Source organism: Mesorhizobium sp. M1307 (genome assembly GCF_040318155.1).
Lineage (GTDB): Bacteria > Pseudomonadota > Alphaproteobacteria > Rhizobiales > Rhizobiaceae > Mesorhizobium.
On sequence record NZ_JAMYLR010000003.1, the window covers coordinates 201,406 to 215,194 of the forward strand.

Consider the following 13,789-nt stretch of genomic DNA (forward strand, 5'->3'; position numbering starts at 1 on the left):
ATGCCCCGAACGATCCGAACGCTCGCACGTGAGGAAGTGCAAACCCTAGTCGATTGGGCGGCGGCGGAAGGCTGGAATCCCGGCCTTAACGATGCCGCGCTGTTTCAGGCAGCCGACCCGCAGGGCTTCATCGGCGCCTTTATCGATGGCGAGATGGCGGCCGGCATTTCGGCCGTTGCCTATGGCGACGGTTTCGGCTTCATCGGCCTCTACATCTGCCGGCCGGACAAGCGTGGCCAAGGCCATGGCAAGGTCGTTTGGGATGCCGGCACGGCGCGGCTCGGCAAGCGCACGATCGGCCTCGACGGTGTCGTCGAACAGCAGGCCAACTACCGCAGCATGGGTTTTGCACCGGCCTACCGGACGATCCGGTTCATGGGGTCACCGAATGTCCCGGCAGCAGTCGGCAACGACATTCGCGCCATAGGGCCGGAACTCGTGCCGGACATACTGGACTATGACCGCCGCTTCTTTCCCGGCCCGAGGCGATCCTTCCTGGAACACTGGCTGCGCCCGCCGCATATGGCGCTTGCGATCCTCAAGCACGGCGCCATTGCGGGATACGGCGTCGCGCGCCAATGCCGGGACGGCTGCAAGATCGGCCCGCTCTTTGCCGACAGCCTGGACGCGGCAAGCCATCTCTTCGCCGCGCTCGCGCACATGTCCGGTCCCGGAAACGTCCATCTCGACGTTCCCGAAACCAGCCGGCAATTTGCAGACTTGCTGTCGTCCGCAGGCCTTCAACCGGGCTTCGAGACGGCTCGGATGTACAAGGGAAAGGCGCCGCAGCTCAAGCAGTCCGGAGTTTTTGCGATAACGACGTTGGAGTTGGGGTGAGGCGGTACAAGCCGACTTCCAGTGCAAAGCCGGGCAACAGGACTACGCGGTCTATTTTTCCTGAACTGAAATGCCGGAATCGTCGATGCGAAGTTCCACGCCTTTCGGCCTAGTCTCCTCGCGATAAACGTAAATCCCCAACGCAATAACGGCGACGGCCAAAGCGCCGATGATGAGATAAAGATAGTTCTGCTTCATCCGCTGTCGTTAACAATATGATGTGGGCGAGTCTAGCAGTTCGGGTATCAGGACGGCGGCCGGAGACGCACGTCGATCAGCCATCCAGCCGGTCGCGCAGCATGCTCCAGGGGAGCACCATGTTTGGTGCATGCCGCATCAGGCTATGGAACGGGATCGGCGACGGCGGCGCAAACGGCAGCGGCAAATCCTGAGGCTTTGTTCCATCAGCCCAATCCGCAAGCACCTTGCCCATCGCAGTGGTCATGGCGATGCCGCGTCCGTTGCACGCCAAGCCGGCGATCAGCCCGGGGCCGAGATCGACGAGGTGCGGCAGGAAGTCGGGCTCGACGGCAGCCATCCCCGACCAGCTGTATTCAAGCGGCGGGATGTCCGGGAGATCGAGATGCCCGGCAAGCCGCCGCCAGATCGCCCGCGGCACCCGCGTGTCGGCACCGGGGCCAAAAACATGCATGCCGCCGGTGATCAGCCTGTTTTCGCCATCGAAGCGGAAGGTGAAGAGATTGCGTCTTGTGTCGCCGACGCCTTGCCCGCCAGGAAGCAGGCGAGTGCGTATTTCACGCGGCAGCGGCGCCGTCGCGATCTGGAAGATTTTCAGCGGGATGTAGGTTCGCTCAAGCGTGCGGTTCAGCGACCCGCCATAGGCATTGGTGGCGACCAGCACTTTTTCGGCACGCACCGAACCGGAGGCCGTCTTCAAAGCCCAACCATCGCCTATGTGATCGATCGACGCGACACGCGAATGCTCGAAGATGCGCGCTCCGGCCTTTTCCGCCGCGTCGGCCAATCCGCGCGCATATTCGACCGGATTGAGGACGCCACCCGATCTGTCGATCCAGCCGCCGAGATAACCGCGAACGCCGGTCAGCCCTTCGACCGCCTGTCTGTCCAGCGCAACAGCCGGCCTTCCGCGTGGTGCCCATTGTTCGGCGCGCGATCTGGTCTTTTGCAAAGCGGCCGGTGAATGGGCTGGTTGTATCCAGCCGCTCTGGACGGCATCGCATTCGATGGCATGCCGCCTAATCAGGTCGAAGACGAGGTCGGCGCTGCCGGCGGCGAAATCGACAAGGCGTTCGCCGCGTTCGGGCCCGAGCTGGGCAATGATATCGTCGGGGTCTCTTTTCGCGAAATTCGGCACGACGAAGCCGGCATTCCTGCCGGTTGCCCCCCAGGCGATGATTTCCGCCTCGAGGACGGCAACCGAGATGCCTTTCTCGACACTGTGCAGCGCGGTGGAAAGGCCTGAAAACCCGCCGCCGACAATTGCCAGATCGACATCGAGTGCGCCTTCGAGGGTGGGCCGGTCGCGGCGACCGCGGCTGACGGCATGCCAAAGGGAAACGCCGTGCGGCCGGGTCACAGCGTTCATGAGCCGCTCTCGCTGGGGGCCACGCGTGCACGCTTGCCGAACCTTGGACGCCGCGGCCTGTCGCCAAACAGGCCGTTCGGCCTGACCAGAAGGATGACGCACAGCATCACGCCGATGGCGACGATCTGCAGCGAAGCGGCGCGGGCCTGCTGTTCCGGCGAGAACAACATACTGGTCAAGGCTCCCGATCCGGCCCATATCGCCCAGACCAGGATGCTGCCGATGACGGCGCCGATGTTGCTGCCCGAGCCACCGACGATCAGCATCACCCAGACCTGGAAAGTCAGCGCCGGCAAATAATTGTCCGGGGCGATGAAGCCGGTGAAATGCGCCTGCAGCGCACCGGCAAGCGCCATGATGGCGCCACCGACGGCAAAGGCCTGGACGCGGTAGAACCGTGCGCTTTTGCCTAGGGATATCGCGGCCCGCTCATCCTCGCGAAGCGCCTTCAACACGCGCCCCCACGGGCTGCGCGACAGATGCTCCAGCGCGAGATAGACGATCAGCGTCACTACCGAGACGATCGCAAGGTTCGAAAGGTTGAACAGCAACGGCGTTTCGGCAAGACCGCCGAACGGACGCGGAATGAAGCCGATGCCGAACGGCCCGCCGGTCAGCTTCTGGGCATTGAGCGCTACCAGTTGCACGACGACGGCGACGCCGAAAGTAGTGATCGCCAGATAGTCCGATCTCAGACGTAGCGTGGCAATGCCGGTGATGGCGGCGGCGACGCCGCCCAACAGCATGGCGCCAAGCCAGCCGATAAGGATCGGCAGGTCGAAGCCGCCCAGGCGCGCGGCATCGTCGGGCGTGGTCAGCAGCGCCGAGGTGTAGGCGCCGATGGCAACGAAGCCGGCGACCCCGACATTGAAAAGCCCGGTCAGCCCCCATTGCAGATTGAGCCCGAGCGTGATGAGCGAAAAGATCAGCGCGGTGGTCAGGAAGAAGGCGCCGTAGCCGAGCAGATCCATCAGCGTTCCCTCACTCCGAAAAGGCCGATGGGCCGCACGAACAGCACCGCCATCAGGATGATGAACGAGACGGCTGCCCGCCATTCGGCGCCGATCAATTGCACGGCAGCCGCTTCGGCCATGCCGATGATCAGGCCGCCGAGAACGGCGCCGGGCACGCTGCCGATGCCGCCGAGGATGGCGGCCGCGAACATCGGCAGCAGCATCTCGAAACCCATGAACGGGCGGATCTGGATGAGAATGCCGATCATGACGCCGGCGACGCAGGCCAGCGCGCCGCCGATGATCCAGGTGACGCGCACCACCCTGGCGACGTCGATGCCGACGATGCGGGCAAGTGCCGCGTTCTGGCTCAATGCCTGCATCGAGCGGCCGGTCTGGGTCCGCGTCATCAGGAGATGCACGCCGAGCACCAGCACGGCGGTCAGCAGCAGCAGCGCGATCTGGTCCGGGGTGATGCGGATGCCGAAACCTATCGGCATGGCGATCTGGATCGCCCGGCTGAAATAGGTCGGACGCGAGGTGAAGTTGAATTCGAGCAGGCTTCTCAGCGCCATCGAGGCGCCGAAGCTGGCCATCACCACGATGATCGCCTGGCCCTTGGCCCGCAGCCGCGCGAACAGCACCATGTCGAGCGCCAGCGCCAGCAGGCCGGTGGCCGCCATGCCGATGATGAGCGCGACGATCAGCGGCCAACCGAAGGAGAGGGGCGCGATCGGCGCGATCTTGCCGAAAATCGCGCCAATGGCGCCAACCACGGCGAGCGTCGCATAGGCGCCCCAGGCCATGAAGTCGCCATGGGCGAAGTTCGAGAAGCGCAGGATCGAATAGGTGAGTGTCACGCCGATGGCGCCGAGGCCGATCATCGACCCTGCCAGCAGTCCGTCGACGACGAATTGCAGGTTCATGCCGCGCTTCCTTGCCCAAGATCGAGGCGGCGCTGGCCAAGATAGAGTTCAGCCACGACCGGGTCGTTCCAGAGCTCGGAGGCGACGCCCTGGTGCCGCTCCTTGCCCTCGACCAGCACATAGGCGCGGTCTCCAATGGCAAGCGCTGCCTTGGCGTTCTGTTCGACCAGCAGAATGGTGACGCCGGACTTTCGGATGCCGGCCAGCATCTCGAACACCATCGCCACGAATTTCGGCGACAGGCCGGCCGACGGCTCGTCGAGCACCAGCACCTTGGGATGGACGATCAACGCCCGGGCGACGGCCAGCATCTGCCGCTGTCCACCCGACAGATTGCCCGCGGCCGTTCTGCGCTGACGGGCGAGATCGGGAAAGGCCGCATACATTTCCTCGATGCGGGCTGGGACCTCGCGCGGCCTCAGGATGCCGCAGGCGACCCTGAGATTGTCCTCGACCGACATCAGCGGGAAGATGTTCTCTGTCTGTGGCACGAAGGCAAGGCCAAGGCGGATCATGATGTGAGCGGGCGACGCCGTGATATCCTTGCCGTCCAGCAGCACCGTGCCGCCGGTGATCGGGACAAGGCCGGCGATGGCCTTGATAAGGCTCGACTTGCCGGCGCCGTTGGGACCGAGAACGACGACGATCTCGCCCTGGTCGACGGTGATCGAAGCGCCGCGCACGATCGGAACGCCAGGCTCGTAGCCGGCTTCGAGATCGCGGACATCGAGTACCTTTTGGCTCATGCCGTGCCTCCGAGGTAGGCCTCGATGACGCGCGGGTCGCGCGCCACCTCCCCCGGGGTGCCTTCGCACAGAAGCTGGCCGCTCGCCATGACCAGCACGCGGTGGCAAAGCCGCGTCACCATGTCGATATTGTGCTCGATCAGCAGGAAGGTGATGCCGCGCGCATTGATGTCGCGGATGCGGTCGATAATGATCTCGAGCAGGGTTGCGTTGACCCCGGCCGCCGGCTCGTCGAGCAGGATGATCGCCGGGTCAGCCATCATCACGCGGGCCAACTCGAGCAGCTTGCGCTGGCCGCCTGAAAGCACGCGCGCAGGTTCGTGCGCGAGGTGAGCGATCGTGACGAGCTCGAGCAGTTCGACGGCTCTTGTCTCGGCAGCCCTTTCTTCGGCAGCGACCCGCCGGGGCGTCAGGAAATTGGCGAGCAGTTTTTCTCCAGTCTGTCCTTGCGCGGCCAGCATGACGTTTTCGATCAGCGTCAGGTTAGGCAAGGGCCGGGGGATCTGGAACGTGCGGCCAAGGCCGCGGCCGATGCGGCGATGGGCTGCTTCCCCCGACACCGATACGCCATTGAGGAGGATTTCGCCGCTGGTCGGCAGAATGCTGCCGGCGAGCAGGTCGAACATCGTGGTCTTGCCGGCGCCGTTCGGGCCGATGAGGCCGAGTATTTCACCCGGCCGGACGTCAAACGAGACATTGTTGACCGCGAGCAGGCCGCCGAAGCGCTTGACGACGTTCCTGGCCGTCAGAACCGGCGTGCGGATCTCCTCCTGCCGTCCCGTCGTGTCGCCCATGAATCCCTCAGGCCGAAAGCGATCTTCACCGCCTATGATTTGATTTGTGATCACACTTGCTTTGATCACGCTATTCGGCTTTAATTTCTTCCGCAAGACGAAAACGGCCAATACCGGGATTGCCCATGCAGAAGGCCGCCATCGAAAAGAACAATGAGGTGATCGCAGCCCAGCTTACGCCGGTCGGCCGCGAGACCGTGCAGGATCGCGTCTATTCGGAGCTGCGCCGCGCCTTGATCGGCGGCCTTTTCGAGCCGAGCCAGGTTCTGACCATCCGCGGCCTCGCCGACGCGCTGGTCACCAGCACCATGCCGGTGCGCGAGGCGCTCGGACGGCTGATCACCGAGAAGGCACTGGAGGCGCTTCCCAACCGTTCGGTGCGCGTGCCGCCGATCACGCTGGAGCGCATCGACGACCTCTTGCGCGCCCGCTCTCTGATCGAGGGCGAAGCGATCGCGCTGGCCGCCCCGCGCATGAACCCGCGCCAGATTGCTTCGGTCGAGGCCATGCTCGGCGAATGGGACGAGATGCGGGCGCTGAAGCATAAGAAGGATATCGACCGCGAGGCCACGCTCAACCAGAGCTTCCACTTCGAGATCTACCGTTGCTGCGGTTCCGCCGTGCTGATCCCGATGATCGAGAGCCTGTGGTTGCAATCCGGGCCTTGCATCCGCGTTGCCATTTACGCCTTCTCCGACGCCGGCGAGGTCGATACGGCCCACTACCACCGCAGCATCGTCGCAGCGCTTTCCAGGCAGGATGCGCAAGCGGCGCGCGAGGCGCTGGTGGCCGACATCAGCCGGCCCTTCGCCTTTCTGCGCGACAAGCTCCAATCCACAAGCAAGGAAGGATTGAGGGCATGACGGTGCCTGGCATCAACATCACCGAGCCACACTCGATGCTTTCCGTGACCGCGCTGCTGTTGCCTGAAAAGGCGCCCGACAACGCTGCCTTCCTGCTGGCGTATCTCGAGCAGCCGCGCGTCGTTGCCGGCATCCATGCGATGTGGACGGGGCCGGAAATCTCCTGCCCGGTTCCATCAGCCGAACTTGAGGGCCAAACCTATGCCAGGCCCTTGCCGGCGGAGAACGCAACGCTGACGCCGCAGCCGGGCGACATCGTGTTGTCCTACGTGCCGCCGCGCATGTGGGGCGGCAACCCGAATGCCATCTTTGACGTCGGCCTGTTCTACGGAGCGGGTGCACGCCTGCTGTTCCCGATCGGCTGGCTTGCCGGAAGCGTCGTCGCGCAGGTGGTGCCTGAGGATCGCGATAAATTCGCAGCCGCTTGTGGCGTGATCCGCCGCAACGGTGCCTGCGACATCACCTTCACCCGGGTGGAGATCTGAATGGCTGAGACCGACGACACTTTCGAACTCTTCGACCTTCGCGTCGAGGCGGTTGTCCCCGAGGGCAAGCCGATCTATTGCGGCGCCAAGCCCGGCGACTATTTCGAATTGAAGGGCGAGATGCTGTCGATGCCGGCGGGGCAAGGTTTCTCGATCTATTCCATTGCGGCAGTGTTGCCGCTTCTGGCCGCAAAGCAGCGCCCGACCCACAGGAACGACTGGATGACGTCGGACGCCGAGATCGCTTGTCCGGATCCCAATTGTGCCAGCCGGCTCCGGATCGTCAGGACCGGCAAGCGGCGGTTCAGCCATGCCGAAACGACGGCGGTGCCGCTGCCGAAGGAGAATGACCGGAGATGACCGCCAAGGCTTTCGAGCTCAGCCCCGGCTATACGATCTCGCGCGTTATTCGCGGCGGCTGGCAGCTTGCCGGCGGGCACGGCGCGATCGACCGCCAACAGGCGGTAACTGACCTGATCGCCACCTTCGACGCTGGCATCAGGACCTATGATTGCGCCGATATCTATACCGGTGTCGAAGAGCTGATCGGCGCGGCGCGCCTGCGCCTTGCCAATGAGCGTGGCCTTGATGCTGCCGCCAAGATGAAGGTGCACACCAAGCTGGTGCCTGACCTGGAAAGGCTTTCCAATATCAGTCGCGACTACATCAGAGGCATCGTCGAGCAGTCGCTGCGGCGGCTGAAGACCGAGCGGCTCGATCTCGTGCAGTTCCACTGGTGGGACTATGCGCTGCCCGGCTACGTCGAAGCGATGGGCTGGCTCAACGAAATCCGCAGGGAAGGCAAGGTGCGCAACATCGGCACCACGAACTTCGACACGCCGCGGTTGGCCGAGATCCTGGCCGCCGGTGTGCCGCTGGTCAGCCAGCAATTGCAATACTCGGTGCTCGACCAGCGGCCAGCCAACAGCCTTGCAGCGCTCGCCAGCCGGCACGGCGTCAGTTTCCTCTGCTATGGTTCGGTGGCGGGCGGCTTCCTCAGCGAAAAATGGCTTGGCGCTGCCGAGCCGCAGACGCCGCTCGAAAACCGATCGCTGGTCAAATACAAGCTGATCATTGACGACTTTGGTGGCTGGGAGCTTTTCCAGGAGTTGCTTCGCACACTGAAGGCCGTCGCCGACCGCCACGGCGTCGATATCGCCACCATCGCCAGCGCCTGGGTGCTGGAGCAGCCGCAAGTGGCGGCCGTCATCGTCGGCGCCCGCAACCAGGCGCACGCCCTTGCCAATGCCAGAATCATGGACGTCGCGCTCGATGCCGACGACCGGGCGAGGATCGCTGCCGTGATCGCGCAAAGCCGTGGGCCGCTGGGCGACGTCTACACATTGGAACGCGACCGTCACGGCCGCCACGGCTCGATCATGCATTACAATTTGAATGCAGGCAGGAAATGAACGCGGCCATGGACGAAAAGGCCTCCTTGCTTTCCCGCGCCAGCGCCGAGGTGGTCGATCTCCACCGCTTCTTCGTCGACTGGTTCAATGCGGCGAGTGCGGACAATTCAGATTTCAGGCGCTTCGAACGCGTCATGGGCGAAGGCTTCTGCATGGTTGCGCCGGATGGCCAGGTCCTCGATCGTGACGCGGTGCTCGACCATGTCAGGGCAAGCCGCGCCACTTGTGACGGCGAGTTCACCATCTCGATCGAGGAAATCCGGGCCGGCTGGCAACAAGGCGACACGATCGTCGTCAGCTACATCGAAGCGCAGCAGCGCGCCGGCAAACATAGCCGCCGCCGCTCGAGTGCCGTTTTCACCACCAGTTCATCGGCGCCCAACGGCGTCGAATGGCGACATCTGCATGAAACCTGGCTGCAGATGCCGGAAGGCTGAACAGGCTCAAGACATCAATGAGAGTCGTGCAACGAAAGGGGAACAACAATGAAAAAGACCATACTTCAGATCACCACCGCGCTCGCACTGCTGACAGCGGCCGGCGCAGCGCAAGCCGCCGATTGCAAGATCACCGTCGGCCTCGTCATGGAACTGACAGGCCCGGCCGGCGAGTACGGCCAGGCCGGCGCCAAATCGGTCGAGATGGCCTTCCGCGACATCAACGATGCGGGCGGCGTCCGCGGCTGCGATCTCGCGACCGACACGCGCGACAGCCAGAGCCAGGGCAACATTGCGGTCGACGCCGCGACGCAGCTCGTGCAGGTCAAGAAGGTGCCGGTGATCATCGGCGGCATCATCTCCTCGGTGTCGATCCCGATCCTGACCTCGGTCACCGCTCCGGCCAAGATAGTCCAGGTGTCGCCTGCTTCCTCGTCGCCGACGCTGACGGCGCTCGGGCGCGACGGCAAGACCAACGGCATCTTCTTCCGCACCATCACATCTGATGCGCTGCAGGGTGTCGCTGCCGCCAAATATGCCATCGACAAAGGCTTCAAGAAGTTGTCGGTCATCCACGTCAACAACGACTTCGGCGTCAACATGGTGGCGGAATTTTCGCGCGCCTATAAGGCACTCGGCGGCACCATCGTCTCCGACACGCCCTACAATGAAAAGCAGTCGAGCTATGCCTCGGAAGTGACGGCGGCGATGGCTGGCGAGCCCGACGGGCTTTATCTCGTCAGCACGCCTGTCGACGGCGCAACCATCGCCCGCACCTGGATTTCGCAGGGTGGTGTCCAGAAATTCCTGCTCAATGACGGCATGAACAGCCCGGACTTCATCGAATCCGTTGGCGCGGATTACCTGAAGGATGCGTACGGCACTTCCTCCGGCACCAGTCCGACCGCATCGACCGATTATTTCACCAAGAACTACAAGGAATTTTCGGGCATCGAACCGTCGAACCCGGCGGCCGACCGATCGTATGATGCCGGCGCCATCGTCGGCTTGGCCATCGCCATTGCCGGCTCCGAGGATCCGGCCAAGATCAAGGACGCGATGTACAAGGCGGTCGACCCGGCCGGCACGCCGATCTATGCCGGCAAGGACGAGTTCGCCAAGGCGCTCGGCCTGATCAAGGATGGCAAGCCGATCCGCTACGAAGGCGTCATCGGCCCGGTTGCCTTCGACAAATACGGCGACATCACCGGCCCGTTCCGCCTCTGGAAGATCGTCGATGGCAAGGTGACGACCGACGGCGAAATGACCACGGATGACGTCAACGCCCTGCAGGCGAAGCTTCAGTAAGCCGCCTATGTCTTGTTCGGCATCGATCCCATTCCATTGAGGTTGATGCCGGACACTTGCATGTCCTGTTGCTGGTTAGGCCGGCCTGGAAACGACCACCGCACCAGCCGCCGGCATGATCCAGGGGCAGGCATAGTAATCGGCGATGCGATTTATGGTCCCGCCGGCGGCTTCGATCCGAACTGGATGGGCCGGCTTCCAACCGTTTTCGCCATGGTGGAGCACGAGCAGCACCGCCTGGCCATCGATCTCGCCAACCGCCATTTTCCAGGTCGTCGAGGCTCTTTCATATTCAACGAAGTAAGGTGATTCCGACAGCCTGCCCTTGAAGCAATCCGCGACACGCAATTGTGCGTCGGCGCTGGTCAACGCCCGTACCCCATCCCAGTCGCGGCGGTTGAACAGTTCGACATAGCGGCTGAGCAATTCCAGGAGTTCCGGATCGCGTTGGGGCTCCGAACGGACGATTGGCTCGCCTGACAAGGCGGCCAATTTCGAACGGCCACGGCTCAACGCAGCCTTGACGCCGCCCACAGTCGAGCCGACGAGGTCGGCGATCTCTTCCAGCGAATAGTCGAAGACGTCCTTGAGCAGGACGCAGGCGCGTTCTTTGGGCGGCAGGTGGATCACCAGCCGTTCGATCGCGCGATCCGCGCCCTGGCCCGCCGGCTCGACCGGCAGGATGATCTCGTCTTCGACGAAATTGGCCTCCGCATGCTGACCCACCTGCCGGCTTCGCAGAAAATCGATGCAGCGATTATGTGCAATGCGAAACAGCCAGGGGCGAAGAGCACTCGCATCGTCCAGCTTCTCGATCTTCCGATAGGCCTCGAACAGCGCCTCTTGCATCACGTCTTCGGCGTCGAGCGTTGAACCGGTCATGCGTGCACAGTAGCGGTGCAGCCGTCCACGCAAATGCGCGACTGTCTCCAGAAAGCCGGCGTAGCGGACGTCGAAAAGCCCGGTCGGGTCAAGTCTTGGCTGCATCTTCATGGCATACGGATCATAGCGGGACATAGGTCAACGCAATGACGCCGTTCTTGAAACGGTGGGTATCTATAAGCTCCAGTCTGACCAGGGACGGGTCGACATCCTGGAAAGCGCGTTTGCCATGGCCGACGCGGGTCGGCACGATCGAGAGCTGATACTCGTCGACAAGCCTGTTGGCGAGCAGCGTCTGGTCGAGATTGCTCACTCCGTACTTCAAAATGTTGCCGCCGGCCTGCTGCTTGATCCTGGCAATTTCGGCAGCGATGTCGCCTTCGATCAGCGACGCGTTCCAGCTCACTTCCTTGAGGCTGCGCGACGCGACGAGCTTCTTCAGCCCGTTCATGCGGTCCATGTACTTGCTGCCTTTGACCTGCGGCCAACGCGCCGAAAACATTTCGTAGGTGACGCGGCCGAGCAGGAAAAAATCCGCCTCGCCGGCCTTTTCATATGAATGCTCCTTCATCTCCTCGTCGAAGAAGTGACGCCCATTCCATTGGTGCTTCGATGACGCCGTCCAGCGAAATGAAGCTGCCCACGATCAATTTTCTCATCGCGTGTCTCCGGTTGCGCAACAGGCATCCCGTCGGATCCAAGAACCGGCGCAAACGAACCGGCCCGACGGATGACCACAGGATGCAGTGCCTAAGACGTTTCCGGTTCGACTTTGGATACGCGTGAGGACCGTTTGAGCTAATAAAGCGGCTTGGCCATGTGCCGGGGCGTCGGCCACTCCGTCGTAATCCCCGGCTGCACCGGCCGCTCGAGATAAGTCGAGAGCACGACGTAGCTTCGCGTCGAGGTGACGCCGGGTGTTTCGTAGAGGCGCGACAGCAGGCCCTCGAGCGCCCGCGTGTCCTCGGTGCGGACCTTGATCAGCATGCATGTGTCGCCGGCCACCGAATGGATCTCCTCGACTTCGGGGTGTTCGGAGATTGCCATCAGCTCCGGCGTCTTTCCCCACCCCTTGGTGTCGATATGGACGAAGGCAAGCAGCGGCTTGTGCACCGCCTTGGGATCGATGATGACCGCGGTGTTGCGGATGGCGCCGCTGCGCCGGAGGCGCTTGACGCGTTCATGGGCTGCCGGCGGTGAAGGCCGACGCGGTCGCCGAGCTCGGCATAGCTGATCGTGGCGTCGTCGACCAGAACGCCTAATATTTTTCGGTCGGTTGCATCGATATCGCGTGCGGCGGGCCTGTTCTGCGGAATGCCATCTGTTTCTTCATCCATATTAAAATTCCCGATTGATGCAGAATTTAATACGGCCATTATCGCCGTATGTCGAACACTGATCAAGTTGCCACATTTACGGCAAGGCCGCCTATCCCGGCGCTCGCTTACCTCCTCACCGGATGCATTGCCGTGATCGGCTCGAACTCGCTGGTGCTCGGTCCGATCGCACCGGCGGTGGCCGAGTCCTTCGGCACAAGCGTGCCGGCGGTTATGATCGCGTCCGCCGCGTTCGGGCTCGGTACGTCGGCGAGCGCCTTGTTCCTGGCGCGCTATATCGACCGGCTTGGTGCCCGCCGCATGCTGCAAGGAGCGTTGCTGCTGCTGGCGATTGCGCTTGTCGCCAGCGCCGCCGCGCCGACGGTGACGGCGCTGGTCGCGGCCCAGCTTCTCGCCGGCATCGCCGCCGGTGTCGCCATGCCGGCAATCTATGCCAGCTCCGCCGCGATTGCGCCGCCCGGCCGCGAAAGCGGCACCATAGGCGTCGTTCTGACCGGCTGGACGCTGAGCATGGTCGCCGGGGTTTCGCTGTCGGCCGTACTTGCCGACCTGGTGCATTGGCGCGCCGTTTTCGCGGCGGTCGCGGTGCTCGCAGCACTCGCATTGGCAAGCCTGGCGCTGACGTCGCTGAGCGATGTCAGGAAGAGCGGCCCGGCGCCGACGCCGCTGGGCGCCTTGAGCGTCCCTGGCATAGTGCCGCTTCTGGTTGCCTGCGCCGCCTTCATGACGGCGTTTTACGGCGTCTATGGCTATCTTGGCGATCACCTTCACAATGGCTTGGGACGGCCGGTCAGCGCCAACGGGCTGGCCGCGCTCGCTTATGGCGCCGGATTTGGTGCGGCGGCACTTCTTGACGGCGTCATCGACCGCCTGGGCGCGCGCCGTGTCATGCCGTTTGCCTACCTGCTCGTCGCGGCCGTCTATGTCGCGATTGCCGCGGCGAGCAGTAGTTTCCATCTGACTATAGCGATGATAGCCGTCTGGGGCCTTGCCAATCATTTCGGGCTGAACGTCCTGGTGATGCGCCTGTCGGCGCTCGATCCTGCGCGGCGCGGCACGATCATGGGCTTGAACAGCGCGGTGACCTATCTCGCGGTGTTCGTCGGCACCACGGCGTTCGGACCGGTTTATTCCACGTTCGGTTTTGCCACATCGGCGGTGGTTGCAGCCTTGCTCATGCTGATCGCTGCTGCGGCGGCGGCGTGGCGTTCGCCGAGGCTATAGCGCAGCAAGGCTTGCGTC

At 63.3% G+C, this 13,789-nt stretch carries 16 protein-coding genes and 1 pseudogene; 8 read left to right on the plus strand and 9 right to left on the minus strand.

Annotated elements, in window-relative coordinates; genetic code table 11:
- Complete coding sequence (locus tag NKH16_RS06730) at positions 1-837, plus strand: GNAT family N-acetyltransferase (protein ID WP_352451585.1); 837 nt, start codon at positions 1-3, stop codon at positions 835-837.
- Positions 838-888: 51 nt separating this feature from the next.
- On the opposite strand, the gene NKH16_RS06735 is transcribed toward NKH16_RS06730, so the two are convergent.
- From NKH16_RS06735 to NKH16_RS06760, 6 genes are all read right to left on the minus strand, one after another.
- Complete coding sequence (locus NKH16_RS06735) at positions 889-1,035, minus strand: hypothetical protein (protein WP_352452379.1); 147 nt, start codon at positions 1,033-1,035, stop codon at positions 889-891.
- A gap of 76 nt (positions 1,036-1,111) precedes the next feature.
- Positions 1,112-2,404, minus strand: coding sequence for an NAD(P)/FAD-dependent oxidoreductase (locus tag NKH16_RS06740; RefSeq protein WP_352743899.1), 1,293 nt, complete (start codon positions 2,402-2,404; stop codon positions 1,112-1,114).
- Entirely contained in the window at positions 2,401-3,378 is a 978-nt protein-coding gene (locus NKH16_RS06745; protein ID WP_023676067.1) for a branched-chain amino acid ABC transporter permease, read from the minus strand. The genes NKH16_RS06740 and NKH16_RS06745 overlap by 4 nt, the downstream gene beginning before the upstream one ends.
- Positions 3,375-4,283: a branched-chain amino acid ABC transporter permease gene (locus NKH16_RS06750; RefSeq protein WP_352876062.1), complete on the minus strand. Its 909-nt coding sequence runs from the start codon at positions 4,281-4,283 to the stop codon at positions 3,375-3,377. Before NKH16_RS06750 ends, NKH16_RS06745 begins: the two co-directional genes overlap by 4 nt.
- On the minus strand, positions 4,280-5,029 hold the full coding sequence (locus NKH16_RS06755) for an ABC transporter ATP-binding protein (RefSeq protein WP_352876059.1): 750 nt from the start codon (positions 5,027-5,029) through the stop codon (positions 4,280-4,282). The genes NKH16_RS06750 and NKH16_RS06755 overlap by 4 nt, the downstream gene beginning before the upstream one ends.
- Positions 5,026-5,823, minus strand: a complete 798-nt coding sequence (locus NKH16_RS06760) for an ABC transporter ATP-binding protein (RefSeq protein WP_352876056.1) — start codon at positions 5,821-5,823, stop codon at positions 5,026-5,028. The genes NKH16_RS06755 and NKH16_RS06760 overlap by 4 nt, the downstream gene beginning before the upstream one ends.
- Before the next feature lie 125 nt (positions 5,824-5,948).
- On the opposite strand from NKH16_RS06760, the gene NKH16_RS06765 reads away from it, so the two are divergent.
- The 6 genes from NKH16_RS06765 to NKH16_RS06790 are packed head-to-tail and all read left to right on the plus strand — an operon-like array spanning position 5,949 to position 10,328.
- Positions 5,949-6,686, plus strand: coding sequence for a GntR family transcriptional regulator (locus NKH16_RS06765; RefSeq protein WP_352833473.1), 738 nt, complete (start codon positions 5,949-5,951; stop codon positions 6,684-6,686).
- Positions 6,683-7,171 (plus strand): DUF3830 family protein, encoded by a 489-nt coding sequence (locus NKH16_RS06770; protein WP_031211593.1) that lies wholly within the window; start codon positions 6,683-6,685, stop codon positions 7,169-7,171. Before NKH16_RS06765 ends, NKH16_RS06770 begins: the two co-directional genes overlap by 4 nt.
- Positions 7,172-7,531: a TIGR04076 family protein gene (locus NKH16_RS06775; RefSeq protein ID WP_352452385.1), complete on the plus strand. Its 360-nt coding sequence runs from the start codon at positions 7,172-7,174 to the stop codon at positions 7,529-7,531.
- Entirely contained in the window at positions 7,528-8,583 is a 1,056-nt protein-coding gene (locus NKH16_RS06780) for an aldo/keto reductase (RefSeq protein ID WP_352743893.1), read from the plus strand. Before NKH16_RS06775 ends, NKH16_RS06780 begins: the two co-directional genes overlap by 4 nt.
- A gap of 8 nt (positions 8,584-8,591) precedes the next feature.
- On the plus strand, positions 8,592-9,020 hold the full coding sequence (locus tag NKH16_RS06785; RefSeq protein ID WP_352876052.1) for a DUF4440 domain-containing protein: 429 nt from the start codon (positions 8,592-8,594) through the stop codon (positions 9,018-9,020).
- Between the two features lie 48 nt (positions 9,021-9,068).
- Entirely contained in the window at positions 9,069-10,328 is a 1,260-nt protein-coding gene (locus NKH16_RS06790; RefSeq protein ID WP_352876049.1) for an ABC transporter substrate-binding protein, read from the plus strand.
- Between the two features lie 75 nt (positions 10,329-10,403).
- Here NKH16_RS06790 and NKH16_RS06795 read toward each other — a convergent pair whose 3' ends face one another.
- The 3 genes and pseudogenes from NKH16_RS06795 to NKH16_RS06805 all read right to left on the minus strand — a co-directional run bounded on the left by NKH16_RS06795 (position 10,404) and on the right by NKH16_RS06805 (position 12,547).
- A complete protein-coding gene (locus NKH16_RS06795) occupies positions 10,404-11,321 on the minus strand; it encodes a sigma-70 family RNA polymerase sigma factor (RefSeq protein WP_352876046.1) in 918 nt (305 codons plus the stop codon).
- A gap of 10 nt (positions 11,322-11,331) precedes the next feature.
- On the minus strand, positions 11,332-11,781 hold the full coding sequence (locus tag NKH16_RS06800) for a dihydrofolate reductase family protein (protein WP_352898757.1): 450 nt from the start codon (positions 11,779-11,781) through the stop codon (positions 11,332-11,334).
- Between the two features lie 227 nt (positions 11,782-12,008).
- Positions 12,009-12,547: pseudogene (locus NKH16_RS06805) on the minus strand (Lrp/AsnC family transcriptional regulator).
- A 48-nt stretch (positions 12,548-12,595) separates the two neighbouring features.
- Between NKH16_RS06805 and NKH16_RS06810 the strand changes: the two are divergent.
- The gene (locus tag NKH16_RS06810; protein WP_352876040.1) at positions 12,596-13,771 is read left to right on the plus strand and encodes an MFS transporter; all 1,176 of its coding nucleotides are present in this window, start codon (positions 12,596-12,598) and stop codon (positions 13,769-13,771) included.
- Positions 13,772-13,789: the final 18 nt, after the last annotated feature.

Bases quoted from the DNA above. Each gene is read 5' to 3' on its own strand.
- NKH16_RS06730 (WP_352451585.1), top strand. From the start codon at position 1: ATGCCCCGAACGATCCGAACGCTCGCACGTGAGGAAGTGCAAACCCTA.
- NKH16_RS06735 (WP_352452379.1), bottom strand. From the start codon at position 1,035: ATGAAGCAGAACTATCTTTATCTCATCATCGGCGCTTTGGCCGTCGCC.
- NKH16_RS06740 (WP_352743899.1), bottom strand. From the start codon at position 2,404: ATGAACGCTGTGACCCGGCCGCACGGCGTTTCCCTTTGGCATGCCGTC.
- NKH16_RS06750 (WP_352876062.1), bottom strand. From the start codon at position 4,283: ATGAACCTGCAATTCGTCGTCGACGGACTGCTGGCAGGGTCGATGATC.
- NKH16_RS06755 (WP_352876059.1), bottom strand. From the start codon at position 5,029: ATGAGCCAAAAGGTACTCGATGTCCGCGATCTCGAAGCCGGCTACGAG.
- NKH16_RS06760 (WP_352876056.1), bottom strand. From the start codon at position 5,823: ATGGGCGACACGACGGGACGGCAGGAGGAGATCCGCACGCCGGTTCTG.
- NKH16_RS06765 (WP_352833473.1), top strand. From the start codon at position 5,949: ATGCAGAAGGCCGCCATCGAAAAGAACAATGAGGTGATCGCAGCCCAG.
- NKH16_RS06770 (WP_031211593.1), top strand. From the start codon at position 6,683: ATGACGGTGCCTGGCATCAACATCACCGAGCCACACTCGATGCTTTCC.
- NKH16_RS06775 (WP_352452385.1), top strand. From the start codon at position 7,172: ATGGCTGAGACCGACGACACTTTCGAACTCTTCGACCTTCGCGTCGAG.
- NKH16_RS06780 (WP_352743893.1), top strand. From the start codon at position 7,528: ATGACCGCCAAGGCTTTCGAGCTCAGCCCCGGCTATACGATCTCGCGC.
- NKH16_RS06785 (WP_352876052.1), top strand. From the start codon at position 8,592: ATGGACGAAAAGGCCTCCTTGCTTTCCCGCGCCAGCGCCGAGGTGGTC.
- NKH16_RS06790 (WP_352876049.1), top strand. From the start codon at position 9,069: ATGAAAAAGACCATACTTCAGATCACCACCGCGCTCGCACTGCTGACA.
- NKH16_RS06795 (WP_352876046.1), bottom strand. From the start codon at position 11,321: ATGAAGATGCAGCCAAGACTTGACCCGACCGGGCTTTTCGACGTCCGC.
- NKH16_RS06800 (WP_352898757.1), bottom strand. From the start codon at position 11,781: ATGAAGGAGCATTCATATGAAAAGGCCGGCGAGGCGGATTTTTTCCTG.
- NKH16_RS06810 (WP_352876040.1), top strand. From the start codon at position 12,596: ATGTCGAACACTGATCAAGTTGCCACATTTACGGCAAGGCCGCCTATC.